At 49.0% G+C, this 15,685-nt stretch carries 16 protein-coding genes; 15 read left to right on the forward strand and 1 reads right to left on the reverse strand.

Annotated elements, in window-relative coordinates; all coding sequences use genetic code 11:
* Nucleotides 1–28: 28 nt before the first annotated feature.
* The 15 genes from M0Q40_06560 (at nucleotide 29) to M0Q40_06630 (ending at nucleotide 14,490) form a co-directional block, all read left to right on the forward strand.
* On the forward strand, nucleotides 29–754 hold the full coding sequence (locus M0Q40_06560; GenBank protein ID MCK9222270.1) for an rRNA pseudouridine synthase: 726 nt from the start codon (nucleotides 29–31) through the stop codon (nucleotides 752–754).
* 350 nt (nucleotides 755–1,104) lie between these two features.
* On the forward strand, nucleotides 1,105–1,293 hold the full coding sequence (locus M0Q40_06565) for a hypothetical protein (GenBank protein ID MCK9222271.1): 189 nt from the start codon (nucleotides 1,105–1,107) through the stop codon (nucleotides 1,291–1,293).
* Nucleotides 1,294–1,415: 122 nt separating this feature from the next.
* On the forward strand, nucleotides 1,416–1,604 hold the full coding sequence (locus tag M0Q40_06570) for a hypothetical protein (GenBank protein MCK9222272.1): 189 nt from the start codon (nucleotides 1,416–1,418) through the stop codon (nucleotides 1,602–1,604).
* Nucleotides 1,605–1,620: 16 nt separating this feature from the next.
* Nucleotides 1,621–2,058 carry a hypothetical protein gene (locus M0Q40_06575; GenBank protein MCK9222273.1) on the forward strand — a complete coding sequence of 146 codons (438 nt, stop codon included), beginning with the start codon at nucleotides 1,621–1,623 and terminating at the stop codon, nucleotides 2,056–2,058.
* Nucleotides 2,028–2,780 (forward strand): hypothetical protein, encoded by a 753-nt coding sequence (locus M0Q40_06580; GenBank protein ID MCK9222274.1) that lies wholly within the window; start codon nucleotides 2,028–2,030, stop codon nucleotides 2,778–2,780. The genes M0Q40_06575 and M0Q40_06580 overlap by 31 nt, the downstream gene beginning before the upstream one ends.
* A 32-nt stretch (nucleotides 2,781–2,812) precedes the next feature.
* The gene (locus M0Q40_06585) at nucleotides 2,813–3,262 is read left to right on the forward strand and encodes a hypothetical protein (protein MCK9222275.1); all 450 of its coding nucleotides are present in this window, start codon (nucleotides 2,813–2,815) and stop codon (nucleotides 3,260–3,262) included.
* A gap of 94 nt (nucleotides 3,263–3,356) precedes the next feature.
* Nucleotides 3,357–5,420: a beta-galactosidase gene (locus tag M0Q40_06590; protein ID MCK9222276.1), complete on the forward strand. Its 2,064-nt coding sequence runs from the start codon at nucleotides 3,357–3,359 to the stop codon at nucleotides 5,418–5,420.
* Nucleotides 5,421–5,424: 4 nt separating this feature from the next.
* A complete protein-coding gene (locus tag M0Q40_06595) occupies nucleotides 5,425–5,604 on the forward strand; it encodes a hypothetical protein (GenBank protein ID MCK9222277.1) in 180 nt (59 codons plus the stop codon).
* Entirely contained in the window at nucleotides 5,580–6,260 is a 681-nt protein-coding gene (locus M0Q40_06600) for a helix-turn-helix transcriptional regulator (GenBank protein MCK9222278.1), read from the forward strand. The genes M0Q40_06595 and M0Q40_06600 overlap by 25 nt, the downstream gene beginning before the upstream one ends.
* 154 nt (nucleotides 6,261–6,414) lie before the next feature.
* Complete coding sequence (locus M0Q40_06605) at nucleotides 6,415–8,028, forward strand: DUF4091 domain-containing protein (GenBank protein MCK9222279.1); 1,614 nt, start codon at nucleotides 6,415–6,417, stop codon at nucleotides 8,026–8,028.
* A gap of 371 nt (nucleotides 8,029–8,399) precedes the next feature.
* Nucleotides 8,400–9,557, forward strand: coding sequence for an MFS transporter (locus M0Q40_06610; protein ID MCK9222280.1), 1,158 nt, complete (start codon nucleotides 8,400–8,402; stop codon nucleotides 9,555–9,557).
* Between the two features lie 1,076 nt (nucleotides 9,558–10,633).
* Entirely contained in the window at nucleotides 10,634–10,741 is a 108-nt protein-coding gene (locus M0Q40_06615; protein MCK9222281.1) for a hypothetical protein, read from the forward strand.
* A gap of 31 nt (nucleotides 10,742–10,772) precedes the next feature.
* Nucleotides 10,773–13,580, forward strand: coding sequence for a glycoside hydrolase family 78 protein (locus M0Q40_06620; protein MCK9222282.1), 2,808 nt, complete (start codon nucleotides 10,773–10,775; stop codon nucleotides 13,578–13,580).
* Between the two features lie 212 nt (nucleotides 13,581–13,792).
* Nucleotides 13,793–14,203 carry a hypothetical protein gene (locus tag M0Q40_06625; GenBank protein MCK9222283.1) on the forward strand — a complete coding sequence of 137 codons (411 nt, stop codon included), beginning with the start codon at nucleotides 13,793–13,795 and terminating at the stop codon, nucleotides 14,201–14,203.
* Complete coding sequence (locus M0Q40_06630) at nucleotides 14,203–14,490, forward strand: hypothetical protein (GenBank protein ID MCK9222284.1); 288 nt, start codon at nucleotides 14,203–14,205, stop codon at nucleotides 14,488–14,490. Before M0Q40_06625 ends, M0Q40_06630 begins: the two co-directional genes overlap by 1 nt.
* Nucleotides 14,491–15,492: 1,002 nt before the next feature.
* Here M0Q40_06630 and M0Q40_06635 read toward each other — a convergent pair.
* The coding region (locus tag M0Q40_06635; protein MCK9222285.1) for an integrase core domain-containing protein at nucleotides 15,493–15,685 on the reverse strand (193 nt) is incomplete at its 5' end.

Here is a 15,685-nt window from a genome sequence, read left to right on the forward strand (position 1 = left end):
TGTAGAATAGAGCCAGGAGTGATCACACATGGAAGAACGAGTTCAGAAGATTCTTGCCCAAGCGGGGTATGGGTCTCGTAGGTCCTGTGAGGAACTGATCAGCCAAGGGCGAGTGCAAGTAAATAACCGGGTAGTGGAACTTGGTGCCAAGGCAGATCCAGATCGGGATTCCATTATGGTTGATGGGAAGCAGATCAAGAAACTACCGGATTATCGTTACTTGATGCTGCACAAACCAGCGGGATATCTTACCGCGGCTACAGATCCGAGAAAGCCGACCATTATGGAGCTTTTGGATGGTGTGCCGGTTCGGGTGTTTCCTGTTGGTCGTCTAGACCTAGATAGTGAGGGACTGCTGCTCCTCACAAACGACGGGTCCCTGGCCAATATATTGCTACATCCCCGCTATGGAGTAGAGAAGACTTACTTAGCGGAGGTAGAGGGTAGTCCCTCACCTCCGCGGCTAGCAAGATTGCGAAAGGGTGTCCGACTGACCGATGGCTGGACCTCTCCGGCGGAAGTGGAGACCGTAGGTCAGACAAGCTCCACTACTTTGCTTAGAATTACCCTGCGTGAGGGCCGAAAAAGACAGATCAAAAGAATGTGCCTATCCATCAAACATCGGGTTGTATACTTAAAGCGGATTACCTTTGGTCCCCTGGAGTTAGGTGACTTAAGCCTTGGGGAATGGCGTTATCTCAACAAGAATGAGCAAAACCAGCTTCTACAGATCAAGAACAGACATACCAGTTGAACAAGATCATCACCACGGTAAGGGACTGGATTAGGTTAGCTTAGTCCGGTCCTTTCTATTGCTCACCCACAAAAGGACTGTAGCCTATGGATATCATGGAGTGTCCGCGCAGGCCAGATAAGTGTCCTTTACCCCCATGGTCGAAGAGTGAAGAACCGGAACAACCCAAAATTGCGCAGAGAAAGAGATTAGGTAAGTGCAAGGCGGTTTTCGGTCAGCTAAACCTTTGAGAGGATTACCATAAAGGGTCCTCGTTTTTACCTAGGGAGGATGTTAGGATTAAACTAGCATCACAGGAACGGCAAGACGTACTTAGAACGCAAACACGGTAGTCTAGGAGAGTGGGTTCTGTGTGGTTGGATGAGCAGTTCGCAGATCAAGGCAAAGAATATCGTCCGGCATCCTTTTGGGCACTTAATGACAAGCTTGATGAAACACGGCTAGAAGAACAGATTGAAGCTTTCAAGGAAGCCGGGTTTGGCGGCTTTTTTCTCCATGCCCGTCCAGGGTTAGATACGGAGTGTCTATCTCTTGAATAGTCTGTTGCACTGACACTTTCCTGTGGAATGCCCGGAAACTTACGATCAGTAACGCCGCCGAGGGGATCGACCAGTTTGGTTATGGTATTGATAACGGGTGGGAGCCGTCCTTTGGTACTTGGTTGTACAGCAATGGAGCTCGGCTCTTCAATGAGGACCATACCGAAAGCTTACTTCATGAGCCCGAGGCCATCGAGGCCTTGGAGTGGCTGACGGCCTTAAATCATACCTATGGTGTTACCACCGGTTCACTGGCTATCATGAGTAATATAGCAGCGATGGCCACCGGCTTTGGGGAAGAGGCCTTCTAGAAATGGTGTTGTCCCCATGCCAGGGCGTGATGTGGGAATTCCAGCGACCCATGTCATGTTAGGGCCTGGTCTTGTGGTCTTTAAGGATAGCCCTCATAAGGACCTAGCCTGGGATTTCATTAAGGAATGTGCCTCCCATGAGGGTATGGAGGAGTTGGCTCGGTTCAGCGGACGACTTCCTTCTCGGCTAAGTGCCTTTGATGCTTGGCAGGACTACTACAGGCAATACACCGCCAATTCGGGGTTGGTTCTTGATGCGGTGATGAATTCGCTGTCGATGCCCTACTGTCCCGATGTGTTAAAGGTGATCCAGCGGGAGACCTCCGTTGCTTGGCATGGACTCAAACCCGCAGGGATGGCTGCAGAAGAGATGACCAGGAGAATCAATGCCTTCTTAGATAATTGGCGGCGAAGGGGGGGCTTTTGCCCCCTGCCTTGGTGTACAAAGCCCTAAAGGTTAGTATGGGTAGAATATGTTTGGATTATGCAGGGGAGAGGAAGTTTTCCATGGGCTATATTGGCTTTTTCGAAGACTGGAATTTGATGTCCTATCACAATCTCACAAGACGTCTAGGTACACCCCGGTACGTACCCGAGGCAACATTGGAGGAGGAACTGACCGAGGGCACTTGGAATTTCCCCTTGGTGGTACGTGTGCCTGAGACGGGTGAGTATATCGGTTTATATGGCGCAGTAGTTAGCCCGCCGGATCTTATCGACCTTAGTAAATGGAAGGGCCTCAAGCCAAGGGTACAGGTACTATGTTTTGCCGAGAATACCGATGACATTCATTGGACGAAGCCTGATTTGCGTAACGAGGTCGTGCTAGATCGTCCAAGGTTTGCTCCGAACCAGGTCTTTGGGACCAAACTAGTTATTGATGGGGCACCGGTCTACTATGATCCATATGATCCAGACCCCACCCAGCGGTTTAAGTACTTAATTAACCTATCTCCAGGGGTCCATGCACCAGGATACCGGGCCCTGGCCGTTTCCGCCGATGGGAAACAGTGGAGGATAGCCCATGAGTTTATGCGTTGCCGAGTTCAATCCCTACAGACAGACCTATCTACTGCGATCCCTTTACCAATGCTCTTCGCAATGGAAAAATTGAGTGTGCCCTCACCTATAGTTACGATGGTCTACGCTTTAACCGGGCTTTTTTATCGGCACTAATGAGCTGGGCGAGCACGGTGGTAGCTGTGTTTATGTCAGTTCCATGCTGGTTGATGAACACCATCAGATTCGTTTTTACTCCGGGGGGGTCAAAGGCGGAACACTTTCAAAACCAAGACCTTGTCGATGCGGCTTTGATGTTGCATACGATGCGTTTGGATGGCACACCCGCAGGGAGGGGTATTTTGAGGACCCGTCCCCTGCGCATTTTGGGGGATGATCTGCGTATTAATGTGAAGACTTCCTACGGCAGGGTGCGGGTGCGCATCCTTAATGAGAGTGGTCAAACGATCCCAGGATTCGGTTTTAGGGACTGTATCCCTTTGACTGGTGATGAGCTCTTTTGGACGCCTCGCTGGCAGGGGGGACGGACTATGGGCGAAAAACCCCGCCAGTTGGAGATTGAGCTTATTACCGGGGAGATTTTCAAGTGCTGGTATCACCAAAACAACAGTAGAAAGGGCGGCAGGAATCAGGGATGAATTCCTAGAATGTGGTTCTATCACGCTACCCTGGGAGGTAAGAACGTTGAGTAAGGCAACTAAATACGGTCCCATTAATCCCAAACTACCCCAAATGTGGCATGGCGCTGATTACAACCCGGATCAATGGCTCCATGATCCACAGGTTCTTGAAGAGGACGTCCGCTTGATGAAGCTGGCGGGCTGCAATGTAATGTCAGTGGGTATCTTTGCCTGGACCGCTCTGGAGCCTGAAGAAGGGCAGTATAAGTTCAATTGGTTGGATCAGGTCATGAACAGGCTTTATGAGAACGGGGTGTACACGATCCTAGCCACACCCAGTGCCGCTAGACCTGCCTGGATGTCTCAGAAGTATCCCGAGGTGCTCCGGGTTGGTGCAGATCGGGTGCGGATTCTCCATGGGGAAAGACATAACCATTGTCCCACATCCCCCATCTACCGGGAGAAAGTGCAATTGATTAATACTAAGCTAGCAGAGCGTTACAAAGATCATCCAGGCCTTGTGCTGTGGCATGTGTCTAATGAGTACGGCGGCGGTGGTGAGTGTCATTGTCCCCTGTGCCAGGAGGCCTTTCGTTCTTGGTTGCGGGAAAGGTACGATGAGGATCTGGATAAGCTTAACTTAGCTTGGTGGGCTAGCTTCTGGAGCCATACCTATACCGATTGGTCCCAGATCGAGTCCCCGGCTCCCCATGGTGAGCGGATGACCCATGGACTGGTCCTGGACTGGAAGCGCTTTGTAACCCATCAGACCATCCAGTTTTTCAAAAATGAAATTGCTCCTTTACGTAAACTGACCCCCCATGTGCCGGTGACGGCAAACTTCATGGGGACCTGGCCGGGACTTGATTATTGGCCCTTTGCCAAGGAAGTCGATGTGGTTTCCTGGGATAGCTATCCTAGATGGCACAGTGAACAACCGGATTGGGTGACTGCCCGGAATACTGCCTTTGCCCATGATCTGAACCGGTGCCTCAAGGGTGGTCAGCCCTTTATGCTTATGGAAAGCACCCCCTGTCGGACCAATTGGCAACGGGTGGCAAAAACTAAGCGGCCTGGGATGCATTTGCTTTCATCTTTGCAAGCTGTAGCCCACGGTTCGGATACGGTACAGTATTTCCAATGGCGGAAAAGCAGGGGCAGCAGTGAGAAATTCCACGGCGCAGTGGTAGATCATTGTGGCTCCGAACATACCCGTGTCTTTGGAGACGTTGCCCAGGTAGGCGAGGCCCTTGCCAAGCTGGCCCCCTTGTGCGGGACCACGGTGCGTCCGGATGTGGCCATAATCTATGATACGGAGAACCGCTGGGCTATTACTGAAGCCCAGGGATTCAACGAATGGCGGAAGGACTATGAGTTAACATGTCAGAGACACTATGGTGTGTTTTGGCAGCAGGGGATCCCCGTCGATGTGATTAACATGGATTGCGATTTCACCGACTACAAGATCCTCATCGCGCCCATGCTGTATATGGTGCGCCCACATGTTGCCACACGCATAGAGGAATTTGTGGCCCAAGGAGGCGTATTTGTAGCCACCTACATCACTGGGATGGTGGATGAACACGACCTGTGCTTCCTTGGGGGGTTCCCTGGACCATTGCGCAAGCTATTGGGGATTTGGTCCGAGGAGATCGACTCCCTCCACGATCACGATGTGAATTACCTCACCATGCTGCCGAGCAACAGTCTTGGGCTTGAGGGTGAGTATGAAGTAAAGACCTTTTGTGAGCTGATCCACGCAGAGACAAGCCAAGTCCTAGGTACATACAAGGAGGACTTTTATGCGGGCCGACCGGCTTTGACAGTAAACCAGTTCGGAAAAGGAAGTGCCTACTATATGGCTTGCCGCTTAGAGGATCGATTCCTGCGCGATTTCTACACGGGGATTATTCAACAGGTTAAGCCAAAACAAACCCTTAATACGACTTTGCCCCAAGGGGTTAGCGCACAGCTACGTACCGACGGGAAGACCGATTATGTTTTCTTGATGAACTTTACATCCCTTGCCCATGAAGTGGTGCTGAATGAGGGCTCCTTTGTGGATTTGCTCTCTGACAAGGAAGTTGCTGGCACCGTTCGCTTAGAAGGCTACGACGTCAAGGTTCTAACCGAGAAAGAGCAAAGTGGGCTTGGGCAACTACGGGAAGGCAGATGAGTTCATGCGTTTTTATCGATTGAGTTTCTTACAGGAAGAACCCATTGTTCCGATGTGGTTTGAACATATGCGGGATGTGGGGCAACATTCCCATGAGTTCTATGAGATCGTTATTGTACTCAGGGGCAAGGCCACTACTATGGAAACTCGGCAATCGAGATCGCACCGGGGGATCTGCTTTTGATTCGCCCCTATCTGCCCCACTCCTATGGGGTGTCCGAGCCCAGTTTAGTAATGAATACCCTGTTTAGTCCAACGGTGTTGTGGGGCTTAATGAGCCCAGCTGAGGCAATTCAATTCATCTGTCTATTCTCCAACGCCCAAAGGCCCGGGGAGTGCCAAAGCCATCGTTCCAGTGATGAGATCTCCCGGATCGCATTGATGATGCACGAGGAGTATGAGACCAGAAAAGAGAACTATCGTTTGAAGCTAAGGGGACTTCTCCTCCTGTTAAGCGTGGAAATTAGCCGACAGGTAGCGGAAAAACCAGTGGTTGATTATGATAAGTTCATTCGGGTGTGGAATGTCCTTGAGGAGTTTCACCAAGATGTGGGCAACAGCTGGGATGTACCTGAGCTTGCTAATCGGTGCGGGTGGAGTAATGAACATTTTAGCCGTGTGTTCTCCAGCCTGATGGGACAATCCTGCAGCGAATACATTCGTAATGTGCGAATGAGCCGGGGGGCTAGGCTGCTTTTCGATCCGAATAACAGTATTGGCCAGATTGCCTCCCAGGTAGGCTACAGTGACGAACGTTCCTTTCGGCGGGCCTTTAAGGCGGTCTATGGAGTGACCCCGGGCAGATTCAGACAACAACAGGGAAGAAACAAGGCCATATAGGAAGACTAGCACGGTGTCCATCCCCGTGCTGCTTGTGTCTTGGTATAACACTTATCCAATCCGATCCTCTTGGTAAATCGGGCGGGGATTCCCCCTTTGGAGTAGAACATAACCTGCAAGATGACCTAAGGATTCTTATGGAAGGATGGTTAGATTGATTAGCTGCTGGATGACTAGTTCGCTAGAACGGGTGTTTAAAAGCTCTAAACCGATGCCTAACCGCTATACGCGGCTTGATTTGGGTCGCAATGACCGGGGTTCCTTTCAAGTTTGTATTAGGAATTCGTCCTCGGAGAACCTAGAAGTAGAGGTGGAGTGTTGCTCTGATGCCCTAGATGTTGCGGTGCGCCGGGTAGGTCACGTACCGGTTCCCCATTTTAATACGGAGACTAACGAAGACCAACTCGATGGATTCGGGCAGATTCCCGGTTTCGTGCCTGATCCGTTATTCACTGATACTAAGGCTACTTTGGTGCGCAATGAGACAATGACCTACTGGGTTTCAGTAAAGACTTCCCAAGATTGCCCTGTGGGGGTGCATCGGGTTGAATTCATCTTCCGGGTAAGTGACGGCCAAGAGTATACTCTAGAGGCCGATGTATTTGTTTACCCGGTGGTCCTGGAACCACGGAGGGATTTCCCCGTTACCCATTGGTTTTACACCGATGCCCTATGTGATTGGTATGGAGTAGAACCCTTTGATGAAGGATTTTGGGAGGTCGTCAAACCCTATATCCTGGATCTAGCTGAGCACGGTACCAATGTGCTTCATACACCTTTATTTACTCCCCCGACCGATGGAGTCAAACGTCCCACCCAGTTACTACGTATTCGTCGAAACGGTGAAAGCTACGAATTTGATTGGAGCGATGTTAAACGGTGGGTAAAGCTGGCGCAGGATTGTGGTACGGAGTATTTTGAATGGACCCACCTGTTCTCCCAGTGGGGAGTAGAGTATGGGATTCGGATCTATGAGAACTATGATGGGGAATATGAGGGACGCCTGCTCTGGCCTCCCGAGACACCCGCAGATTCAGAAGTGTATAAGGGCTTTCTGGCCCAATTCCTACCTAGCTTCAAGGACTTTCTGAATGCAGAAGGACTAATGGAGACTTCCTTCTTTCATCTATCCGATGAGCCCCACGGCGAGGTCCATCTGGCAAATTACCGCAAGGCGCGGATGATTCTTGCAGAACTGGCCCCGTGGATGAAGGTCATGGACGCCTTAAGCGAACTATCCTTTGCCGCGTCTGGTTTGACAGATATTCCCGTGGCTAGTGTTCGTACATCAAAGCAGTTCTACGAAGCTGGTATCCCCCGGTGGGACTACTTTTGTTGCGGGCCCCGGGGTGAGTTTCTTAACAGACTGGTGGATACACCCTTGGCTAAGATCCGCGGGGCTGGCTGGCTGTTTTATCGGTTTGAATCCCTAGGATTTCTCCACTGGGGCTACAACTATTGGTACAAAAGGGCCACAACCCAGTTGATCGATCCCTACAAGGTCTTAGATGCAGAGGCGTGGCCAGGCTGGGCCTATGGGGATACCTTTGTGGTCTACCCAGGGGATGATGGTCCGGTGAGCTCTATTCGCTGGGAAGTATTTGCCGAGTCTTTGAATGACTATGCGTTACTCCAGACCCTGCAAATTTCCCCCGATGACTGCAACCTTGCTTTGTTTAAGGCCTACGATGATTATCCCAAGGATGGCAGCTGGTACCAGCTGACCCGGGCTCTGTTGCTTGCTAATGCAAGCAAATGGGTCGGGTAGCGGATATCTAGACTGGTTTTGAGCGAATTTATGAGTCGGTAGCATCAGTGGGGCACAGCCCCACTGATGCCCGATAATATCTTTAGTAAAGAGAATGAATCAGGTAATCCTCTAGCTCTCTGTAGAGCTATCTTCCACGAGGAATGAAAACAAAACGTCAGTTAGTTAGACACGCCATATCTGGCCCTTGCTTTTCACAATCGATCCTGTTAATATAGAGCAAGTCTGTCATCGATGATGGTTCAGTCCTTTGCAGATCATTTCTGCCACTTTCGTTCAGTATCACATCTTAATTTTGAATAGACAAGCTGTTCTTAGATTGACCGTGGGGGTTAGTATGCCGTTACTGCATTTCGGAGGAGAGAATTCTAATGTCTGCTGAAAAATCATCTGCTGCTACCTTGTTTGTGATTCTTGTGGGAGCATTAGAGGGTCTCATCATTGGTCTTTACGGCACTTGTGTTAGCGAGTTCATGGCTTGCTTTATGGTGGATGAGGTAAAAATCGGAACGTTAGCTTCCCTATTTTACCTAGCGTCCATACCGGGTATACTTCTAGCACTAACAATCGCTAGTAGGTTCGGTATGGGGCGTACCCTGCGGGTTGCTCTGACTGTCCAGGCGTTAAGCCTATTGTTGTTCAGTGCTGCAACGTCCTTCTTAGCAGCATCGATATCATATGTATTAGTTGGCCTTACCTACGGTGTGCTATTGAATGGTCCCATTGGATACATTAACCATACATACGGTGATAGGGGAGCCAAATACCTAAACTGGTTTTATGGAGCCTTTGCCTTTGGCCTTGTGGTGGGCCCAATGCTTAGCGGAACCCTGCTGGTAAAAGGTTATGGTTGGCAAGTACCCTACCGGATTGTGGCTGGGCTTATAGTTGTTGCTAGTGTCCTCTTAATTGGCAGGCACTTTGCCCAGGTTCCCCTTGCCCAAGTGTCCCTATCCAAAAAGTCGCTAACGCCTAGATATTGGGCACTGGTAGCCGGCTTTTCCACCTATTCCATTACCGAGGGGGCCCTAAACATCTGGATTGGCAGGTATATGTCCTTTGTTTTTAACAGTAACCAAGGCCACTATGCCCTGACAGTATTCTGGATTGGCATGATCATTGGGCGTGTATTATCCGGTATTTTTGCAGGACGTGTTTCAATTAGCGCCCAGATACTGGTCTTAGGAACAGTGGCTATTAGCCTACTTTTCTCAGTTGGCCTTTGCCCAAGTTTTGCATCATCTACATTCGTAATTGGGTTAGCTGCATTATGTCTATCTGGGATTGGTCCAGGGATTATCAATCTTTTAGGCGTATCAGGGTCCGGACAGGCCACGGCACTGGCAATTAGTGTAGGAACAGTGACTGTGGCAATATGCATGCCTTTGGTAGCTTTGGCCGCAGGGACCCTTGGTTTTGACAAGGTCTTGGGTATATCGGCAACTCCTCTTATCGTGGCGATGGGGGTAATGTTGGTACTTAGCTTGAGAGATGTGAAAAGCACCCGCGGGCACCACCTTATTCCGTGATCAGCTCTCACCAGACGGCCTAGTAGGGGCTGTTCCTACCATGTAGCCCCTACCTGTGACAAAATTGCAGGTAGCTAGTCTTCTATTTCTGTTATCCGGTGCAACTGCTTGAATCCTTAGCTTCTCCTAAGAAGAAACCACCTTGGTTAGTTCCGCATTGTTTCCTCCAAACCGCGTGTTTGGCAGGTCTTGGGGGGAATATCATTAGCTGTCCTTATCGTAGCATATCTAGCCCTCGTTTACCGATATCACCACTGATACAATTAAATTGAAGCTTTGAACATGCTGGCTAGTCTTTGTTGGGTCTGTTGGTCTAATACACTAAGAGCTGGAAAAGTAGGTAAAGAGGCTTTGAATGCGTTTGTGAGGAGATTCCCCATCCAAAGCAGAGAGTCTCCTATACTAGTGTCGTACACCTCTATCATGTTTTGAGATATTGTATTGTTTCGCTATGGGCCATGTGATATAGCGAAATACAAAGAAACCATGGTAGGACGAATGTGTCTTTCCGCTAGATTTCCTCTTCGAGGAACTAGTCGTTCCGTTCAGGTCTCTAAGGCCATGAGGTTGTGGTTGTATCAGAAGGTGGGGCATGAAGCCAGACAAGGAGAGCTGACTAGGCCCCTTATCTGTAGTTTTGCATATTTGCTCATCGGTTTTCTGAATCCTAATAAGTCCAGCCTCGGTGGTTAAGTTCTTGCACCACCCTAAATACCCGGGACTCTGCCAGAAATACCGTTCTAACGAGAACGTCAACATACCCAATAACATGCATGGAGAGTATAATAATAAAAACGAAGACTATCAATTGAAGTTCAGGGGACAGCTGTTGCTTCTAATTGTAGAGGTACAAGGACGGGTCAGAGAATAGCCGGTGGTGGACTATGACACCTTCATCTGGACCGCTCTTGAGAGATTCCATGACGATGGGGGGGATAGGGGTTTATCGGAGTTGGTCAAGCTGTATGGTTGGAGTAACGAGCATTTCAATCGGTAAACATGAGAGTGTAAGAGTGAGTCAGGGAGCTTAGCTCCTTTTTGATCCTAAAAGCAGTATTGGTGAGGTGGCCTTTCAAGTGGGATACAGTGATGAACGTTCATTTCATCGAGGCTACAAGGCGGTCTTCGGGGTTACCCCAGGACAGTTTGGACAGCAGGATCGGAATCGAATTCCTGGAATATAGAGTGTGTAGAGACTATTGAAGGAGTGTTAGAATGAACTGGGTTGGTCATTGGATTTGGACTAAGGAAGCGTTATCTAGCAGGAACAACTATCTGCGGTTTCGGAGGAAATTCCAAGCGGGGAAGAAGGCTCTTCTACATATTACCGCTCAAAGTCGGTATGCCTTGTACGTTAATGGCGAATATGTAGGGCAAGGGCCGGTGCGGGCATGGCCCAATTATCTTAGGTACGACACCTATGATCTAAGCCCCTACCTATGTCCCGGGGAGAACTGCATTGCCGTATTAGTACATGATCCTATATACGGCAACTTCCAACATATTCATCAAGAACCGGGTCTTCTTGCTCAGCTAGAGACAGATCAAGGTACAATCGCCACCGACAGGACATGGAAGGTTTCGATTGATCCAGCCTTTAGAGCAAATACACCTAGGATCAGTTGTCAACAGCCCTTTGAAGAGCAATACGATGCTAGGCAGGATGACGGATGGCGTAGCCCACATTACGATGATACCAGCTGGAAGCAGGCAGACCAAACAAGAGCCCTGGAGAATAGTGTGGTTCTAGAACCACGGGATATTCCCTTTCTCACTCTGAATTCGGTTGTACCAAAAAGAATTGTGAAAGCAGAGGCCGTCTCCTCTGTTCAGCATGTCTGGACCATTTTCCCCAAACCCTATGTTGTTCCCCATGACTATACATCTAATCATCTGCTTTGCCATGCCTATGTGTTTACGCAAGTTTGGGCCATGGATAATACTGAAGCTGAGTTCCTTCGGCCTAATTACGAGTCCGACATCTACAAGATTAATGGGGAGGTTGTCCGGGGAGAACGGGTCTTTCTCAAAGGTGGATGGAACAAGATTCTACTACCTTATGAGGGGGGCAGGCACGGGGTTGACCTTTGTCTGTGTGTAAGATGTGGTACCGAGCTTCGATTTGCTTGTAGGGGAGAGGATGGCGGTAGTCCTTGGGCGATGGTGGGCCCCTTCCCGCTAAACGAGAACCAGCAGAAAGTTGCCGAGAACCATGTAGATGAGTCTTTGATTGTATGCGCACCGTTGGTTGCTGAGGCTACCAAGACAGCTGCCGAGAGGGTATGGGGATTGGACGATGTTGACTGGCTTATTGAACAGGCCTTCTTTAAGGAGATTGACTCCGAGGCTTTACCGCCGGTTAATGTCTATGCACAATCCTACACAGATGAACCTAGTGAAGAGCCGGTATTGGTCGAGGATCTAGATTCGCTACTTACGAGTAATCACCAGTGGACTACGGTTCATCCTATTGAAGGTAAGGATATTCGGATCTTGGTGGACTATGGTGATGAAGTTGTGGGTTTCCAGCGGTTTGACATAGAAGCCCCGGAAGGTGCGATCTTGGACTTCCATAACTTTGAATTCATTCAGCCCGATGGCCGATATAATCTTGCCGAGGGGATGAATAACAGTTTTCGTTACATCTGTCACGAGGGAAGACAAACATATCAAGCCTTTATTCGTAGAGGATTTCGCTATAGCTATGTCACGATCCGCAATTTACACCGTCCCTTGCGGATTAGGGCCCTTGAGGTGTTACATAACACCTATCCCCAAAGGAATACCGGAGATTTTCAGTGTTCCGATGCCATGTTGAATCGGATCTGGCAGGTGGGTGCTAGGACTCTGGAACTATGTAGTGAAGATACTTACGTGGATTGTCCGAGCTACGAACAGGTTCTTTGGGTGGGCGATGCTAGAAACGAAGCCTTAGTTGATTGGGTGATCAACGGTGATCCGCGCCTATGGTACCGTTGTTTAGAGCTTGCCGGGCAAAGCCTAGACCGATCAAAGATTGTGGAATCCCATGTGCCAAGCGACTGGACAAATATCCTGCCGGCGTGGAGTCTTTTGTGGATGCGTTCTTGCCGGGAATACTACTTATTTACCAAGGATATTCAAGGTGCCGCCAAGCTTCTAGACTTTGTAAAGAGGAACGTCTCCGGGCTTAAGACCTTCCTAAACGACGATGGTCTACTAGATATTCGAGCGTGGAACATGTTCGATTGGGCTGGTATGGATACCCCATCAAGGGGAGTGGTGACTCACCAGAACTGTCTGGCGGTAATTGCCCTGCAAGAGGCTGCAGAACTTGCTACATGGCTGGTTGATGAGGAAAGTGCCAAGAAGTTCAATGACTTCGCCAAGGTACTAGATGAGGCCATTAACCGCCATCTCTGGAATGATACGAAACAAGCTTACACCGATTGCCTGCGCCAAGACGGTCGCATGAGTTTGGTTTACAGCCAGCAAACCCAGACGGTGGCCTACCTGTCCGGTGTGGCAAAGGGAAATCGGGCACAGAGGTGTCGGAGCATTATCTACGACCCACCGGAAGGCTTTGTTCGCTCAGGAAGCCCCTTTTTCCAATTCTTCCTGTTGGAGGCCCTCAAGCAGGATCAAAAGGACCATGAGTTCATAGATATTATCCGGCGGGACTGGGGCTTTATGATTGATATGGGTGCTACTACTTTCTGGGAGATGTGGCATCGGGATCAGCCCCGCATGACCCGCAGTCACTGTCATGCGTGGTCTTCGGCTCCGACATATTTTCTAAGCAGCCATATTCTAGGCGTAAGGCCAACTAGACCAGGATTCGCGGAAGTAATCATTGAACCTCATCCTGGAGACCTGAAATGGTGCCGTGGTACGATGCCAACACCGTTTGGTTCGATCAAAGTGCAATGGTCCTACGATGCAGATGGCTTTCATATTGAAGTGGTGGCTCCTAAAAAAATCCAGGTGCAGTTTGATTGTCCCAAGGGAGCGAACAAGATTCTAAATGGAGAGGTAGTATTGTAGAGTAAGGTAACAACATAGACGCCCCTAGGAACAGTCGCATGACAAGCATATTCATAGCTACTGTTTTGGGGGGCGTTTTGCTTTTGGCCGGACCCATCAGTAAAAGATGGGTCCATCGTATTATTACAAAGCCCTTCTTTGACACATAGACTAAAGCGTAAACACTAATAGTTATAGGTCAAATTCCAGCCCGAATAAGTGAGGTGATCAATGTGGGCCTAACCAGACTTGCTTGCCTACAGATAGAGGACATTGGCCGATATAGCACTCTGGTTGCAGATCATCTAAGACATTTAAGGTTCTGTAAGAAACTCGAGGGTTTCTGTTGGCCTCATCCACGTGATTTTGGCCCGAAGGGGCACGCCTGTAAGCCCGTTCAGATCAATGAGCAGGTCAACACACAAGTCTGTGTGCCGGTAGTGTTTGTCGGCATTGGGGCGGGAGCAAGCGGGACTGACAATGTCATTGCCCTGTCAGAGAATGTTGAGCTAGACGGCGATAGGAGAAGTCGGGTGATACGGACTCCCTTAGGGGAGGTCAAAGTGACACTAGAGCCACACGGACAGGGTGCTGAAGTAGATGATGTCTTCTATGATGATTATTATGAAGAGGAGGATGAATAATGCATTATTCTCCAGTAGACGGTCGTAAGCCTTGCCGTCCAAAGCCCCCGATTAAGCCGGACCGTAAAGATGACGGGTGTAAAGCTATACAAAAGAATGAACAAAGGAATGTCCAGGTGTGTGTTCCTGTTACTGTAATAGACATCGACGTTGCTGCCGGTGCTACAGTCACCGGTGCAACAGCTGTAGCTGATGAAGTTGGTCCGGGGAGATTCGAGGTCAGTATAGACACCGCTAACGATCTGGTTGACCTCACCGTCAATGGTAAGAAGGTTGACCTAAAGTAAACGAGACTCCGGCATCATAGGTTACTAATGCCCGCTGGTTAAATGAAACCAGCGGGCGTTTACATGGCGCGTCCGATGGGTAGTAACGTAGTGTTACAAATCTGCTGTGGGGGTAATAACATCAATCACTAGCAGAAAACAAGGGTGTCCTCCGCAAGGGGGAATTCGAAGGAGATCTCAAATGGGGCTAGCTATATAAGCAAATCGATGTCGCCAATTATTATGTTGTATGATCATACGGATATACAGTCACTTCGATGTGGTGTAAGACTACTTAGCAGGGCTACCATATGGAGTTACATTAAGCTGTTTGTTTAGATGATAGGCATACTATCTAGTAGGAGATAAGGGGATAAGAAGAATCATCTATTTGGAGATTGAGCCTCTCGATCCTTTCTTTTACCCCAACCAAGCACCTCCGTTAGAATTCAATACATACTTTTGTAAACGCGTCATCCGATACATTATGAACAGAATACGCCATGTGTCAAAGGCCATACCACAAGTCAACTGTATTTCCGTTATTGCCCCGTTCGACATTTCCCTGCAAGAACTGGAGTTATCGTTGCTGGAGGTGTTGCGCAAGTCACTCGGGATAGCGTTGGAATCATGTCTTAAGACCATAAATAATGCCATTTTCTTACGACGCAATAGTAAAAGATTCAAGGTTAAGGAGTTCGTCGAAACGACTATTGAGACGATACGGGTGCGTTGCACGTACCGCTGCAGAATGATAAAAAACGGAGTGTGCCAGAGTAAATCGCCACTATCCATGAAGGATGGGAGCCCGAACACCGGATAGTAAGGACTATGCATTGAAAAAAATGGTTCAAATATGGGAAAAGGTCAGAGACCTTATCTACATTTACTATGATGTTGATGAAAACACGATGATCATCATTAACGGAGATCGTGCTTCGTGGTTCAGAAAAGGCACAGAGTATGTTCCTAATGCTTTGTACCAAGTGGACCGGTACCGGTCTGACCCCCTAAATTCGGACATTATGCTACAATGGCTGTCCTTCTTATAGAATTGCTCATGAATGCTTGGTGATACTGTCGAGGGCTTTGATAGTTTAGGCTACCATGTCTACGTCGTTCATTGTAGTAGCTCATATACTTGCTTACCTCAGTATAAGCATCCAAGAAGGTCTGAAACTCGTTTTGGCTGTAGCATTCATCTTCCAAGATTGCA

This window comes from Limnochordia bacterium (genome assembly GCA_023230925.1).
In the GTDB taxonomy this organism is placed as follows: domain Bacteria; phylum Bacillota; class Limnochordia; order DUMW01; family DUMW01; genus JALNWK01.